The sequence below is a fragment of the Pseudomonas sp. AN3A02 genome (assembly GCF_011765255.1).
GTDB lineage: Bacteria > Pseudomonadota > Gammaproteobacteria > Pseudomonadales > Pseudomonadaceae > Aquipseudomonas.
This window is the reverse complement of the sequence record NZ_JAARNI010000011.1, coordinates 119168-133845: the sequence shown is the minus strand read 5'-3', so window position 1 is coordinate 133845 and position 14678 is coordinate 119168. Positions and strand designations below refer to the sequence as shown.

At 57.9% G+C, this 14678-nt stretch carries 12 protein-coding genes; 1 reads left to right on the top strand and 11 read right to left on the bottom strand.

Translation table 11 applies throughout. The annotated features are described in order from the left end of the window. Nucleotides 1-15: 15 nt before the first annotated feature. The 3 genes from folP to rlmE form a co-directional block, all read right to left on the bottom strand. Nucleotides 16-867, bottom strand: a complete 852-nt coding sequence (gene folP, locus HBJ59_RS27320) for a dihydropteroate synthase (protein ID WP_010174322.1) — start codon at nt 865-867, stop codon at nt 16-18. An 8-nt stretch (nt 868-875) separates the two neighbouring features. Continuing rightward, on the bottom strand, nt 876-2786 hold the full coding sequence (gene ftsH, locus HBJ59_RS27315) for an ATP-dependent zinc metalloprotease FtsH (protein ID WP_076013754.1): 1911 nt from the start codon (nt 2784-2786) through the stop codon (nt 876-878). A 200-nt stretch (nt 2787-2986) separates the two neighbouring features. After that, nucleotides 2987-3637: a 23S rRNA (uridine(2552)-2'-O)-methyltransferase RlmE gene (gene rlmE, locus HBJ59_RS27310; RefSeq protein WP_167665365.1), complete on the bottom strand. Its 651-nt coding sequence runs from the start codon at nt 3635-3637 to the stop codon at nt 2987-2989. A 105-nt stretch (nt 3638-3742) separates the two neighbouring features. Here rlmE and yhbY point away from each other — a divergent pair, with 105 nt between their 5' ends. Further along, nucleotides 3743-4051 (top strand): ribosome assembly RNA-binding protein YhbY, encoded by a 309-nt coding sequence (gene yhbY / locus HBJ59_RS27305; RefSeq protein ID WP_076013755.1) that lies wholly within the window; start codon nt 3743-3745, stop codon nt 4049-4051. A gap of 8 nt (nt 4052-4059) precedes the next feature. Here the strand turns inward: yhbY and HBJ59_RS27300 are convergent, their stop codons facing one another. The 8 genes from HBJ59_RS27300 to grpE all read right to left on the bottom strand — a co-directional run bounded on the left by HBJ59_RS27300 (nt 4060) and on the right by grpE (nt 14525). After that, nucleotides 4060-4464, bottom strand: coding sequence for an MFS transporter (locus tag HBJ59_RS27300; protein WP_076013756.1), 405 nt, complete (start codon nt 4462-4464; stop codon nt 4060-4062). Between the two features lie 28 nt (nt 4465-4492). Then, nucleotides 4493-4969 carry a transcription elongation factor GreA gene (gene greA, locus HBJ59_RS27295; RefSeq protein ID WP_076013757.1) on the bottom strand — a complete coding sequence of 159 codons (477 nt, stop codon included), beginning with the start codon at nt 4967-4969 and terminating at the stop codon, nt 4493-4495. Further along, entirely contained in the window at nt 4966-8187 is a 3222-nt protein-coding gene (gene carB / locus HBJ59_RS27290) for a carbamoyl-phosphate synthase large subunit (protein ID WP_076013758.1), read from the bottom strand. The genes greA and carB overlap by 4 nt, the downstream gene beginning before the upstream one ends. A gap of 105 nt (nt 8188-8292) precedes the next feature. Continuing rightward, entirely contained in the window at nt 8293-9429 is a 1137-nt protein-coding gene (gene carA, locus HBJ59_RS27285; RefSeq protein ID WP_076013759.1) for a glutamine-hydrolyzing carbamoyl-phosphate synthase small subunit, read from the bottom strand. A 259-nt stretch (nt 9430-9688) separates the two neighbouring features. Next, on the bottom strand, nt 9689-10495 hold the full coding sequence (gene dapB / locus HBJ59_RS27280; RefSeq protein ID WP_167665364.1) for a 4-hydroxy-tetrahydrodipicolinate reductase: 807 nt from the start codon (nt 10493-10495) through the stop codon (nt 9689-9691). A gap of 10 nt (nt 10496-10505) precedes the next feature. Beyond that, nucleotides 10506-11630: a molecular chaperone DnaJ gene (gene dnaJ / locus HBJ59_RS27275; protein ID WP_063033218.1), complete on the bottom strand. Its 1125-nt coding sequence runs from the start codon at nt 11628-11630 to the stop codon at nt 10506-10508. A 315-nt stretch (nt 11631-11945) separates the two neighbouring features. After that, nucleotides 11946-13862 carry a molecular chaperone DnaK gene (gene dnaK / locus HBJ59_RS27270; protein WP_063033219.1) on the bottom strand — a complete coding sequence of 639 codons (1917 nt, stop codon included), beginning with the start codon at nt 13860-13862 and terminating at the stop codon, nt 11946-11948. 102 nt (nt 13863-13964) lie between these two features. Beyond that, nucleotides 13965-14525 (bottom strand): nucleotide exchange factor GrpE, encoded by a 561-nt coding sequence (grpE, locus tag HBJ59_RS27265; protein WP_003212224.1) that lies wholly within the window; start codon nt 14523-14525, stop codon nt 13965-13967. Between the last annotated feature and the right edge of the window lie 153 nt (nt 14526-14678).

The window sequence follows — 14678 nt, the reverse complement described above, 5'->3', positions numbered from 1 at the left end:
AGTGCTCCATCATTCTTATTCGGCTGATTCAACCGCTGCGATCATTCGCACCACATCTACCGTCTCGGCCACGTCATGGACGCGCAAGATACGTGCACCCTTGACCACGGCAAGTGCCGCAAGTGCCAGGCCGCCATGCAGCCGCTCACCCACCGGACGATTCAACGCCAGACCTATCATGCTCTTGCGCGAAACGCCGACCAACAAAGGGCGACCAAGGGCATGCAGGGATTCCATATGCTTGAACAGACTTAAATTGTGCTGCAAGGTTTTGGCAAAGCCAAACCCCGGATCGAGGATTATCCGCTCAGGGGCAATCCCCACGGCTGCACATTGAGCCATGCGCTCGGCAAGGAAGCCTTTCACCTCACCGACCAGGTTGTCGTAATGCGGGTCATCCTGCATCGTCCCCGGCTCACCGAGCATATGCATCAGGCAAACTGGCAGGCCCGTGGCGGCAGCGGCATCCAAGGCACCGTCTCGCTGCAAGGAACGCACATCGTTGATCAACCCGGCGCCCAGCCGCGCAGTTTCGCGCATGACGGCCGGCGTCGAGGTGTCGACAGAGATGATCACATCCAGCTCTCGGTGGATGCGCTCGACAATAGGTGCAACCCGCTCCAGCTCTTCCAGAGGAGAAACTGCACGCGCCCCGGGACGGGTCGATTCGCCACCGACATCAATCAGGGTCGCCCCTGCAGCCACCATAGCTTCCGCATGTCGCAGCGCAGCATCAAGCTGACTGAAGCGGCCGCCGTCGGAAAAGGAATCAGGGGTTACATTAAGAATGCCCATAACGTGTGTATGGGCCAAATCAAGAACCCGGCTGCCGCAAGGCAACCGGGTCGAGGACAACGCAGAAGTCATTTCAAACCTTAATGGTCAGCAGCCGGGCCGCCGATCGGGGCTTCAGGACGCTCGTTCTGTACTACTGGCGGAGTGCCCGAAGTACCCGAACCACCTTCCCAATCGCGAGGCTCGCGAGGCGTACGACCGGCCATGATGTCGTCGATCTGCTCGGCATCAATGGTCTCGTACTTCATCAGGGCGTCAGCCATGGCGTCGAGCTTGTCACGGTTATCGGAGAGGATCTGCTTGGCCGTGCCGTAGCACTGGTCAATGATGCTGCGCACTTCGGAATCGATCAGCTTGGCTGTCTCGCCGGAGAAGCTGGCAGCTTGACCGCCACCACCGCGACCCAGGAACACTTCACCTTCTTCCTCGGCATACATCAAAGGACCGAGTTTTTCCGACAGGCCCCACTTGGTCACCATGTTCCGTGCAATCTGGCTGGCACGCATGATGTCGTTGGAGGCGCCGGTGGTAACACCGTCAAAGCCCAAGGTCATCTCTTCCGCGATCCGGCCGCCATACAGCGAGCAGATCTGGCTGATCAAGGCACGCTTGGAGAGGCTGTAGCGATCCTCTTCCGGCAGGAACATGGTAACGCCCAGCGCCCGGCCACGAGGAATGATCGACACCTTGTAGACCGGATCATGCTCAGGCACAACGCGACCAACAATGGCGTGACCGGCTTCGTGATAAGCAGTGTTCTGCTTCTCTTTCTCGGACATGACCATGGATTTGCGCTCGGCGCCCATCATGATCTTGTCTTTCGCCAGTTCGAACTCTTTCATTTCGACGATGCGCTTGCCGGTACGTGCGGCAAACAGCGACGCCTCGTTCACCAGGTTGGCAAGGTCAGCACCGGAGAAGCCTGGAGTACCACGGGCAATCACGGCCGGAGCCACGTCGTCGCCCATTGGCACTTTGCGCATGTGCACTTTCAGAATCTGCTCACGACCGCGGATGTCCGGCAGACCAACCACAACCTGACGGTCGAAACGGCCCGGACGCAACAGCGCAGGGTCGAGTACGTCTGGACGGTTGGTCGCAGCAATCACGATGATGCCGTCGTTCATTTCGAAGCCGTCCATCTCAACCAGCAACTGGTTAAGAGTCTGCTCACGCTCATCATGACCGCCGCCCATGCCGGCGCCACGATGGCGACCAACGGCGTCGATTTCATCGATGAAGATGATGCATGGCGCGTGCTTCTTGGCCTGTTCGAACATATCGCGAACACGGCTGGCACCGACACCGACGAACATTTCGACGAAGTCGGAACCGGAAATGGTGAAGAAAGGTACTTTGGCTTCGCCGGCAATGGCCTTGGCCAACAGGGTTTTACCGGTACCTGGCGGGCCAACCATCAGCACGCCGCGAGGAATACGACCACCCAGGCGCTGGAACTTGCCCGGATCCCGCAGGAATTCAACCAACTCGCCCACTTCTTCCTTGGCTTCGTCGCAACCAGCAACGTCAGCCAGGGTGGTTTTCACCTGATCTTCGGAAAGCAGGCGCGCCTTGCTCTTGCCGAAGCTCATCGGCCCGCCCTTGCCTCCCGCACCACCTTGCATCTGGCGCATGAAGAACATGAATACGGCGATGATCACCAGGATAGGGAAGCTGGCCACCAGGAGCTGGGTCCAGATGCTCTGCTGTTCAGGCTGTTTGCCTTCAACGACCACGTGGTTATCCACCAGATCGCCGATCAGGCCATTGTCCTGGATTGCCGGACGGATGGTCTTGAAGCTGTCGCCATCGTTGCGCTTGCCGGTAATCACGTAGCCGTCAACTGCTACGCGCTCGACCTTGCCATCCTTAACTTGCTGGATGAAGTCGGAATAGTTGAGGGTCTGCGGCTCGTTAGGGCTGGAGAAGTTGTTCATCACCGTCACGAGGACAGCCGCGATGATCAACCACAGGATCAGATTCTTTGCCATATCGTTCAATTAACTACCCTCTGAAGCAAGCTCCGCTACTGGCGCGTGCTTCGCATGATATTCACCGGCCTAACTTACTACATTACCTACAACTCTGGCAGGCGCCGTCTGTAACCCTTTGTGAAACTTTGACTACACAATATTCGTAAAGCTTCGTGACGAAAGCGATATAAAAAAACCTATCGCCTCCGTCAAATTTCTCAAAAACGCTCTTCACTCGCAGCGCCTTCAATGCCACGGAAGCCGCGACCCAGCAAATACTGCTCACGGGACCTGTCCCGGGAAGAGTCAGGTTTACGTGTCTGTACCTTGTCGAACAGCTTGCGGATGTTCTTGTGATAATCGTCGAAGCCTTCACCCTGGAAGACCTTGACCAGAAAATCACCACCCGGACGTAGTACCCGTCCCGCCAGATCCAGTGCCAATTCGCAGAGGAACATGGCTCGCGGCATATCAACAGCTGGTAATCCACTCATATTGGGGGCCATATCGGAAATCACAAGGTCTACCTGCGAATTACCGACGGCTTCCAGTATCTGTGCCAGCACTTCATCCTGGGTAAAATCGCCGTGAACAAAGGTCACGTCCGGGATGCTGTCCATTTCCAGGATATCTGAAGCGATCAAGCGACCTTGCCCACCAATCAGACGACTGGTCACCTGGGACCAGCCACCCGGGGCGGCGCCCAGGTCGATAACGCTCATGCCAGGGCGGATCAACTTGTCCTTTTCCTGAATCTCCAGCAGCTTATAGCTGGCCCGGGAGCGGTAGCCATCCTTTTGCGCCATTTTGACGTAAGGGTCGTTGAAATGCTCTTGCAGCCACTTAAGGCTAGTTTTGGAACGGGCCACGGGCCACCTCGAAAATAAAACGGGTCGTGATTAACTGGGCGGTCCCGGACTCGCTCGGGTAAACTGGCCGCCGCTTTTTACAAGATCAGACGCAGGGGTCAGATTATGCCGCTCACTCAAGAGCAGAAGAAACAGTACAAATCCATTGGCCACCATCTGAAACCAGTTTTGACTGTGGCTGACAACGGTTTGACTGAAGGTGTGTTAGCCGAACTTGAACGCGCATTGGGCGATCACGAACTGATCAAAATCAAGGTCAGCATCCTTGATCGCGAGGCGCGCCTGGCAGCCATTGCAGAACTGTGCAAGGCTGGCAAAGCGGACCTGGTTCAGGTCATCGGCAAGATGGCGCTGCTGTATCGCAAGAACTTCAGCGTCAACAAGCAACTGTCGAACGTACACCGCTTCAAGTGAAACAAGGGTCACGGGCGTGCTTCGCGCGCCCTGCCACTCCATCCTGGCGCCGGCTGTACAACCAGCACCAACCCGGAAAACCCTAGCACAAGATAGCTGAACAGCTGCCAGCGCAACGCTTCCGGCAGAAAGATGCGCACTACGCAAAACATTGCGCACGCATACAGCGCCATCAACAGCAGTTGCCCGCGTATATCCCGCCACAAACTCTCCAAGCCTTCGGCCTTGATCAGCACCAGCGCCTGAAGCGTCACGCACGCCGCTGCAAACCCCACCAGCAACGCACTCAGTAATCCGCCGACCTCATCGATCAGCAACGGTGCCAGGCCTATCAGGCCCAGCACCGGCAGAACACCAATGTGTAACAGCCATAGGCCGCCGACCCAAAGCATCTGGGCAAACTGCCAAAGCATGGCGCCCGCATGAAGCGGGCGCCGTCTTTCAGATGTGACGAACTTCGACAATCTCGTACTCGATCACGCCACCAGGCGTCTTGACGGCCACCACATCCCCCTCTTCCTTGGCAATCAAGGCGCGGGCGAGCGGCGAACCGACGGAGATCTTGCCGAGTTTAAAGTCGGCCTCATCTTCACCCACGATGTGGTAAACCACGCTTTCGTCAGTCTCGACGTTGGCGATTTCCACGGTGGTGCCGAAAATCACCTTGCCGGTCTTCGGAATGGTCGTGACGTCGATGATAACCGCATTCTGCATACGGCCTTCAATGTCACGGATACGCGCCTCGACCATACCTTGCTGCTCGCGGGCAGCATGGTATTCAGCGTTTTCCTTCAGGTCACCCAGTTCACGGGCCGTACCGATGTCCTGGCTCAGCTTCGGACGGACGACCTTGGTCAGGTGAGCGTGCTCTTCTTCCAGGGCTTTTGCGCCCTGGACGGTCATTGGGTATTTGATCATGCCTTCAATCCTGCGTGTAGATCCTGCAAGCGACGCACGGTTTTTTCAGGACCGAACTTGAGCGCTTCGCAGATAGCTTCGCCAGCAGCAATGGTAGTGGTGCAGTAGATCTTGTGCTGCAAGGCGTTACGACGAATGGAGTAGGAGTCCGCGATCGACTGGCGACCTTCAGTGGTGTTGATGATCAGGGTGACTTCGTCATTCTTGATCATGTCGACCACGTGTGGACGGCCTTCCGTCACCTTGTTCACGCGACGTACTTTCAGGCCGGCAGCTTCGATCAGCTTGGCGGTCCCGGCAGTAGCCACGACTTCGAAGCCCAAGTTGATCAGATCACGGGCCACGCCCGCAACCAGTGGCTTGTCATCATCGCGCACGCTGATGAACGCAGTACCGCCGGTCGGCAGCACTTCGCTGGCGCCCATCTGGGCTTTGGCGAACGCTTCACCGAAGGTATCGCCCACGCCCATCACTTCACCGGTGGACTTCATCTCTGGGCCCAGGATCGGGTCCACACCAGGGAATTTGGCGAATGGGAACACCGCCTCTTTCACGCTGTAGAAGTTCGGAATGATTTCCTTGGTGAAGCCGATTTCCTTCAAGGTCTTACCGGCCATCACACGGGCTGCAATCATCGCCAGGGAAACACCGATGCACTTGGAAACAAATGGCACGGTACGCGAAGCGCGCGGGTTGACTTCGATGACGTAGATGTCTTCGCCTTGCAGCGCCAACTGTACGTTCATCAAGCCAACCACACCCAGTTCCAGGGCCATTTTCTTGACCTGTTCACGCATTTCGTCCTGGATGTGCGCAGGCAGCGAGTACGGCGGCAGCGAGCAAGCGGAGTCACCGGAGTGAACGCCAGCCTGTTCGATGTGCTGCATGATCGCGCCGATCACCACGTCGGTGCCGTCGCAGACCGCATCCACGTCCATCTCGATGGCGCAGTTGAGGAAGTGGTCCAGCAGCACCGGGCTGTCGTTGGACACTTTCACCGCATCACGCAGGTAACGCTTGAGTTCGTCTTCTTCGTAGACGATTTCCATCGCCCGGCCGCCCAGTACGTAGGACGGACGCACCACCAGCGGGTAACCAATCTTGCTGGCTGCGCGGATCGCTTCGTCTTCGCTGCGCACAGTGGCGTTTGGCGGCTGACGCAGGTTCAGACGCTCAACCATCTGCTGGAAGCGTTCACGGTCTTCGGCTCGGTCGATAGCATCAGGGCTGGTACCGATGATCGGTACGCCAGCAGCTTCAAGTGCGCGAGCCAGTTTCAACGGGGTTTGGCCGCCGTACTGAACGATCACGCCTTTTGGCTTCTCGACGCGGCAGATTTCCAGTACGTCTTCCAGCGTTACCGGCTCGAAGTACAGACGGTCGGAAGTGTCGTAGTCGGTGGAAACAGTTTCCGGGTTGCAGTTGACCATGATGGTCTCGTACCCGTCTTCGCGCAGGGCGAGAGCGGCGTGTACGCAGCAATAATCGAACTCGATGCCTTGGCCGATACGGTTTGGACCGCCACCCAGGATCATGATTTTGTCGCGGCCCGACGGCGCTGCTTCGCACTCCTCCTCGTAGGTGGAGTACATATACGCCGTGTCGGTTGCGAACTCGGCCGCACAGGTATCAACGCGCTTGTAGACCGGGAAGATATCCAGCTTGTGGCGATGCGTGCGCAGGTTCTTCTCGGTCACGCCCAGCAGCTTGGCCAGACGCATGTCGGAGAAGCCTTTGCGCTTGAGGCGGAACATCAGGTCGCGGTCGATAGAAGACAGACCGAGGGTCTTGACCTTCTCTTCTTCCTTGATCAGATCTTCGATCTGTACCAGGAACCACGGGTCGATCATGTTCATGCCGAAGATGTCTTCGACGGTCATGCCGGCGCGGAAAGCATCGGCCACGTACCAGATACGCTCGGCACCCGGCACGGTCAGCTCGCGCTTGAGCACGCTCATGCTTTCCGGGTTGCTCAGGTCGAGTTTCTCGTCCAGGCCGCAAACACCCACTTCCAGGCCACGCAGGGCTTTCTGCAGGGACTCCTGGAAGGTCCGGCCGATGGCCATGACTTCACCGACCGACTTCATCTGAGTGGTCAGGCGGGCGTCGGCTTTCGGGAATTTCTCGAAAGCGAAGCGTGGCAGCTTGGTGACGACGTAGTCGATCGACGGCTCGAAGGATGCCGGCGTCGCGCCGCCAGTGATTTCGTTCTGCAGTTCGTCCAATGTGTAACCGATCGCCAACTTGGCAGCGATGCGCGCAATCGGGAAGCCGGTAGCTTTCGATGCCAGCGCCGAAGAACGCGATACACGCGGGTTCATCTCGATCACAACCATGCGGCCAGTGTCCGGGCAGATGCCGAACTGGACGTTGGAGCCACCGGTTTCCACGCCAATCTCACGCAGTACCGCCAAAGAGGCGTTACGCATGATCTGGTATTCCTTGTCCGTCAGGGTCTGTGCCGGCGCAACGGTGATCGAGTCACCGGTGTGCACGCCCATTGGGTCAAAGTTTTCGATCGAGCAAACGATGATGCAGTTGTCCTTCTTATCGCGGACAACCTCCATCTCATATTCTTTCCAGCCGATCAGGGATTCGTCGATCAGCAGCTCTTTGGTCGGAGACAAGTCCAGACCGCGGGCGCAGATTTCTTCGAACTCTTCACGGTTGTAGGCGATACCGCCACCGGTGCCGCCCATGGTGAAGGACGGCCGGATGATGCACGGGAAGCCAAGCTTCTCGAGGACCGCATTGGCCTCTTCCATGCTGTGGGCGATACCGGAACGCGGGCAATCAAGGCCGATGGACTTCATGGCCTTGTCGAAACGCGAACGGTCTTCAGCCTTGTCGATGGTGTCGGCATTGGCGCCGATCATCTCTACGCCGAACTTCTCCAGGACGCCTTCGCGCTCAAGGTCCAGTGCGCAGTTCAGAGCGGTCTGGCCACCCATGGTTGGCAGCAGCGCGTCCGGACGCTCTTTTTCGATGATCTTGGCAACGGTCTGCCACTTGATCGGCTCGATGTAGGTGGCGTCGGCCATGTCCGGGTCGGTCATGATGGTGGCCGGGTTGGAGTTCACCAGGATGACGCGATAACCCTCTTCGCGCAGGGCTTTACAGGCCTGGGCGCCGGAGTAGTCGAATTCGCAGGCCTGGCCGATCACGATCGGGCCAGCGCCGAGAATCAGGATGCTTTTTATGTCTGTACGTTTTGGCATGGGTTTGTCACTCAAATCCGCAGGTCAGTCGGCAAGCCGTCTTGAACAATCTTTGAAGAGCCCGAGGGGGCCGCCGGTTTCCCGGGCCACCCTCAGGCCGCTCACTTAGCGTCGCTTGGCCATCTCATTGATGAAACGGTCGAACAGCGGTGCTACGTCGTTCGGGCCCGGGCTTGCTTCAGGGTGGCCCTGGAAGCTGAACGCGCTCTTGTCGGTGCGCTCGATGCCTTGCAGGGAACCGTCGAACAGCGACTTGTGAATCGCCCGGACGTTGCCCGGCAGCGTCGCTTCGTCCACGGCAAAACCGTGGTTCTGGCTGGTGATCATCACAACGCCAGTGTCCAGATCCTGCACCGGGTGGTTGGCACCGTGGTGGCCGTGGCCCATTTTCAGGGTCTTGGCGCCGGAGGCCAGGGCCAGCAGCTGGTGGCCGAGGCAGATGCCGAATACCGGAATCTCGGTTTCCAGCACTTCCTTGATGGCCTTGATGGCGTAGTCGCAAGGCTCCGGGTCACCCGGGCCGTTGGACAGGAACACGCCGTCCGGCTGCAAAGCCAGTACGTCGCTGGCCGGGGCTTGCGCCGGCACCACGGTCACGCGGCAACCGCGCTCGACCAGCATGCGCAGGATGTTGTGCTTGATACCGTAGTCGTAGGCCACAACGTGGTACGGCAGCTCGGAAGCTTCGATGGTTGCGTGGCTGTCGGTCTTCAAGTCCCATACAGTGGAGCGCCACTCGTACTTTTCCTTGGTGCTGACGACTTTCGCCAGGTCCATGCCTTTCAGGCCAGGAAAACCTTGGGCCGCTGCAATCGCTGCTTCTTCGGAGATGTTGTCACCGGCCATGATGCAGCCGTTCTGCGAACCTTTTTCACGCAGGATGCGTGTCAGGCGACGCGTATCGATACCGGCGATCGCCACAACGTTGTTGGCTTTCAGGTAATCGGACAGGGACATCGTATTACGCCAGTTGCTCGCAACCAGTGGCAGGTCACGAATGACCAGGCCAGCCGACCAGACACGATCAGACTCGGCGTCTTCCGGTGTAGTACCGGTGTTGCCGATGTGCGGATAGGTCAGGGTAACGATCTGTTGGGCGTAGGAAGGATCGGTAAGGATTTCCTGATAGCCGGTCATGGCGGTGTTGAACACCACCTCTCCAACGGTCTGACCGTCGGCTCCAATGGCTTCGCCGCGAAAAATGCTGCCATCAGCAAGGGCGAGTATGGCTGGCTTAGTCAAGAAGACCTCCCGTAAATAAAGCCTGAAAGGGCGATCGCAGGTTGTAAAAAAGCGGAGTGACGTATGGACACGTCACCCCGCTTCTTCACCGAATTATTCTGCGCGCTTTTAGTGGACACACTAAAGCTGTAGCTTACAGAAAAAGGCTTTTTTGGTCCACCGCTAATGAGCCTTAAAGGCAGGGGAATGCGACAGGACGTCGCTTAGCGGGTAAAAACGGGGCCCTAGAATAATCCTGAGGCCCCGTTTTAGCTACTTCTTAATGCAGGTCCAGCACGTCACGCATGTCGTACAAGGCCGGCGTACGACCCTCCAGCCACAGCGCCGCACGTACGGCACCCTTGGCGAACGTCATGCGGCTCGACGCCTTGTGGGTGATCTCAAGACGCTCACCCTCGGTTGCAAACAGCACCGTATGGTCACCCACCACGTCACCACCGCGCACAGTGGCAAAACCAATGGTGTCGTGAGCTCGAGCACCGGTGTGACCCTCGCGGCCGTACACCGCCACTTTCGACAGATCACGCCCAAGGGCATCGGCAATCGCCTCGCCCATGCGCAGCGCCGTACCGGACGGCGCATCAATCTTGTGCCGGTGATGAGTCTCGATAATCTCGATGTCAGCCTCATCACCCATCACGCGCGCCGCCATGTCGAGCAGCTTCAGCGACAGATTGACGCCGACGCTGAAGTTGGCCGCGAACACGATAGGAATATCCTTGCCCGCCTCCACCAGCTGCTGCCTTTGCTCGGCGCTCAGACCGGTCGTTCCGATCACCATGGCCTTGCCCGCCTTGCGGCAGAACGCCAGGTTTTTCAGCATCACGTCCGGCAGGGTGAAATCGATCAGCACGTCGAACTCGTCGGCGACCTGTTCCAGATTACCGGACAACGAAACGCCAATCCGCCCCAGGGACGCCAACTCACCCGCGTCCGCACCAATCAAGGTGCTGCCGGGACGAACAATCGCCGCCGTCAGCCCGGAGGCCGGCGAGCGTGCCTGTACAGCCTCGACCAGGGTTTTGCCCATGCGCCCGGCAGCGCCCATCACCGCGATACGTCGCATACTCACTTCCTTACAGGTCGCCGAAGAAACGCTTTACGCCTTCGAACCAACCAGTGGTCTTTGGCGAATGAGTGTCATCGCCGGCCAGGGAGCTGCGGAATTCCTCCAACAGTTCACGCTGACGACGACCCAGGTTCACCGGCGTCTCTACCGCCACACGACACATCAAGTCGCCGGCACCGCCACCGCGCACCGGCGCAACGCCTTTGCCACGGATACGGAACTGCTTGCCGGTCTGCGTGCCCTCAGGAATCTTCAGCTTGACCCGACCGTCCAGCGTCGGAATCTCAAGCTCACCACCCAAGGCTGCATCGACAAAGCTGATCGGCACTTCACAGAACAGATGCTTGCCGTCGCGCTGGAAGATCGAGTGCTCGCGCACATTGATCACCACGTACAGGTCGCCCGTCGGGCCGCCCTGAGTACCCGCCTCGCCTTCACCCGACAGACGAATGCGGTCGCCGGTATCAACACCCGCCGGCACTTTCACCGAGAGGGTCTTGTACTCTTCGACACGCCCTTCGCCATGGCACGAATCGCACGGGTCGGAAATGATCTTGCCCTGGCCATGGCAGCGCGGGCAGGTTTGCTGCACCGAGAAGAAGCCTTGCTGCATGCGTACTTGGCCGATGCCGCCGCAAGTCGGGCAAGTGATCGGCGAGGAGCCTTTCTTGGCGCCCGAACCGTCGCACGGCTTGCAGTTCACCAGCGTCGGAACGCGGATATTAACGCTGGTGCCACGCACCGCTTCTTCCAGGTTCAGCTCCAGGGTGTAGCGCAGGTCGCTGCCACGCTGAGCACCGCCACGCTGGCCACCGCGGCCGCCGCCAAAGAAGTCGCTGAACACGTCGCCGAAAATATCGGAGAAGTTCTGGCCACCGAAACCGGCACCGCCGCCGCCCATGCTTGGGTCAACACCGGCATGGCCGTACTGATCGTAAGCGGCACGCTTGTTTGGATCACACAGGCATTCGTAGGCCTCGTTGGCCTCTTTGAACAGCTCTTCGGATTCTTTGTTATCCGGATTACGGTCCGGGTGGTGCTTCATCGCCAGGCGACGATAAGCCTTTTTCAGGTCCGCCTCGCTGGAGCCGCGCTCCACACCCAACACTTCGTAATAGTCACGCTTTGCCATAAGTCTTTGCACTCTTAAGGACGTCCGGCAAAACCCTCCTGAGCCTTGCCAAACTCGTTGAGCCCCAATACAGGCCCGGACCCAACTCACGTCAATTCAACGATCCTGGTCGTTACTGCTTTCAGCCGCAACCGGCCAAAAACGCGGTGACTGTCGTCCGGAAAGCAGGAGCATTCCCGATCACACCGCCAGCATCCGAGCGTTGTCGCATGCTGTAAAAATTCGCGTACCCCAGACACGCCAACGCGGGAGCAAGCTCCCGCGCGGCGACATCCTACCAGTCACCGCTTGTGAGCGGTCAACCGGGCGACCAAGTTACTTCTGGTCTTTGACTTCTTCGAACTCGGCATCGACAACATCGTCGTGCTTGGCTTCAGGTTCTGCCTGGTGTGCAGCACCGTCAGCCGGCTGGCCTTGTTCGGCGTACATTTTCTGAGCCACTGGCGCAGAGACTTTCGACAGTTCTTCAACCTTGGCTTCGATAGCGGCCTTGTCGTCGCCTTTAACGGCGGCTTCCAGGGCTACTACGGCTGCTTCGATTGCAGTTTTCTCTTCGGCAGTCACTTTGTCGCCAGCGTCAGCGATCATTTTGCGCGTCGAGTGAACCAGTGCATCACCCTGGTTACGGGCAGCGGCTAGCTCTTCAAACTTGCGGTCTTCGTCAGCGTTGGCTTCAGCATCACGGATCATCTGCTGAATTTCTTCCTCGGACAGACCCGAGTTAGCCTTGATCACGATCGACTGAGTCTTGCCGGTGGCCTTGTCTTTGGCGCCTACGTGCAGGATGCCGTTGGCGTCGATGTCGAAGGTCACTTCGATTTGTGGCACGCCACGTGGTGCTGGTGGAATCTCGGCCAGGTCGAACTTGCCCAAGGACTTGTTCTGACCGGCTTGCTTACGCTCACCTTGCAGCACGTGAATGGTCACGGCGCCCTGATTGTCGTCGGCAGTCGAGAACACTTGCGATTTCTTGGTAGGAATCGTGGTGTTTTTCTCGATCAGCGCGGTCATCACGCCACCCATGGTTTCGATACCCAGGGTCAGCGGGCTGACGTCCAGCAGCAGAACGTCTTTCACGTCACCGGCCAATACCGCGCCCTGGATGGCAGCACCCATGGCAACCGCTTCGTCCGGGTTCACGTCTTTACGCGCTTCCTTACCGAAGAATTCGGTAACCAGCTTCTGAACCAGTGGCATACGGGTCTGACCGCCGACCAGGATCACGTCGTTGATCGCGCCAACGTCGATACCCGAGTCTTTCAGCGCAATGCGGCAAGGCTCGATGGTGCGTTGAACCAGGTCTTCTACCAGCGACTCCAGCTTGGCGCGGGAGATTTTCACGTTCAAGTGCTTAGGACCGGTGGCGTCTGCAGTGATGTACGGCAGGTTCACGTCGGTCGAATTGCTCGAAGACAGTTCGATCTTGGCTTTCTCAGCGGCTTCTTTCAGGCGCTGCATGGCCAGCGGGTCACCCTTGAGGTTCATGCCGCTTTCTTTCTTGAATTCGTCCACGAGGTAGTCGATCAGACGAATGTCAAAGTCTTCACCGCCCAGGAACGTGTCACCGTTGGTGGCCAACACTTCGAACTGGTGCTCGCCATCGACTTCAGCGATTTCGATCACGGAAACGTCGAAGGTACCGCCACCCAGGTCGTAAACGATCACGGTGTGATCGCCCTTGGCCTTGTCCATACCGTAAGCCAGAGCGGCTGCGGTTGGTTCGTTGATGATACGTTTTACGTCCAGGCCAGCAATACGGCCGGCGTCTTTGGTCGCCTGGCGCTGGCTGTCGTTGAAGTAGGCCGGAACGGTGATCACCGCTTCAGTCACTGCTTCACCGAGGTAGTCTTCGGCGGTTTTCTTCATCTTTTTCAAGATTTCAGCCGAAATTTGTGGCGGCGACATTTTCTGGCCGTTCACTTCAACCCAGGCGTCACCGTTGTCAGCCTTGGCGATTTTGTACGGAACCATCTTGATGTCTTTCTGTACGACTTCTTCGTCGAACTTACGACCGATCAGACGCTTCACCGCATACAGGGTGTTATGCGGATTGGTCACAGCTTGACGCTTGGCGGACTGGCCCACCAGGATTTCGCCGTCGTTGGCATAAGCCACGATGGACGGGGTGGTACGTGCGCCTTCGGCGTTTTCAATAACTTTGGATACGCCGTTTTCCAGCACGGAGACGCAGGAGTTGGTAGTCCCCAGGTCGATACCGATAATTTTGCCCATGATTTACTCTCCCGAAACTTGGATTTTTTTGCCGCAGCAGTGGTGGCTAACTGCGGCATGACTTAAACGCTTGACTTATAGATGGGGCCGTTACGACTTATTTCAAGCCTGCTCATCAATCGAAGGTGCAACAGGTGCAGGAGCCTTGCTCACTACAACCATTGCCGGGCGCAGCAAGCGACCGTTGAGCTGGTAACCCTTCTGGAACACCTTCAATACGCTGTTCGGCTCAAGATCAGCGTTTTCCTGCATCGCCATCGCTTGATGATGCTCGGCATTGAACGGCTCACCGCCTTGCGGATCGATGGCTTCCAGCTGATAACGCTTCAGGGTGTCCTGGAACATTTTCAGGGTCAGTTCGATCCCTTCGCGCATTGGGCGGATGTTTTCGTCGTCCGGGTTGGACAGCTCAAGGCCACGCTCCAGGCTGTCGATGATCGGCAACAGATCACCGGCAAATTTTTCCAGGGCGAATTTGTGAGCCTTTTCTACATCCTGCTCGGCGCGGCGGCGGACGTTCTGCAGATCAGCGGCAACACGCAACGATTGATCCTGTGCGCCGGCCAATTGCTCTTCGAGCACTTGCACACGAGCTGCCAGGTCTTCACCTGCTGCCTGGTTGGCGTCTGGATTTTGCGTATCCTGCGTCTGTTCGTCAGCCATAGATTTCTCCTTTCAAAATCATGCGCGAACTCGACTCGCGCTTCTGTTCCGGTATATGGGGCCACAATTTTCAGGTTCAAGGGTTGAGGCGTTACCAAAAGTCTTTACTTGCCCTGGATCAATTCTTCCCGGTCATTCCCCGTCGCACTTAAA

Excerpts from the sequence above, each read along its gene's own strand:
- carB (WP_076013758.1), bottom strand. The coding sequence starts at position 8,187 with ATGCCAAAACGTACAGACATAAAAAGCATCCTGATTCTCGGCGCTGGC.
- dapB (WP_167665364.1), bottom strand. The coding sequence starts at position 10,495 with ATGCGACGTATCGCGGTGATGGGCGCTGCCGGGCGCATGGGCAAAACC.
- dnaK (WP_063033219.1), bottom strand. The coding sequence starts at position 13,862 with ATGGGCAAAATTATCGGTATCGACCTGGGGACTACCAACTCCTGCGTC.
- yhbY (WP_076013755.1), top strand. The coding sequence starts at position 3,743 with ATGCCGCTCACTCAAGAGCAGAAGAAACAGTACAAATCCATTGGCCAC.
- HBJ59_RS27300 (WP_076013756.1), bottom strand. The coding sequence starts at position 4,464 with ATGCTTTGGCAGTTTGCCCAGATGCTTTGGGTCGGCGGCCTATGGCTG.
- ftsH (WP_076013754.1), bottom strand. The coding sequence starts at position 2,786 with ATGGCAAAGAATCTGATCCTGTGGTTGATCATCGCGGCTGTCCTCGTG.
- grpE (WP_003212224.1), bottom strand. The coding sequence starts at position 14,525 with ATGGCTGACGAACAGACGCAGGATACGCAAAATCCAGACGCCAACCAG.
- dnaJ (WP_063033218.1), bottom strand. The coding sequence starts at position 11,630 with ATGGCAAAGCGTGACTATTACGAAGTGTTGGGTGTGGAGCGCGGCTCC.
- folP (WP_010174322.1), bottom strand. The coding sequence starts at position 867 with ATGACTTCTGCGTTGTCCTCGACCCGGTTGCCTTGCGGCAGCCGGGTT.
- greA (WP_076013757.1), bottom strand. The coding sequence starts at position 4,969 with ATGATCAAATACCCAATGACCGTCCAGGGCGCAAAAGCCCTGGAAGAA.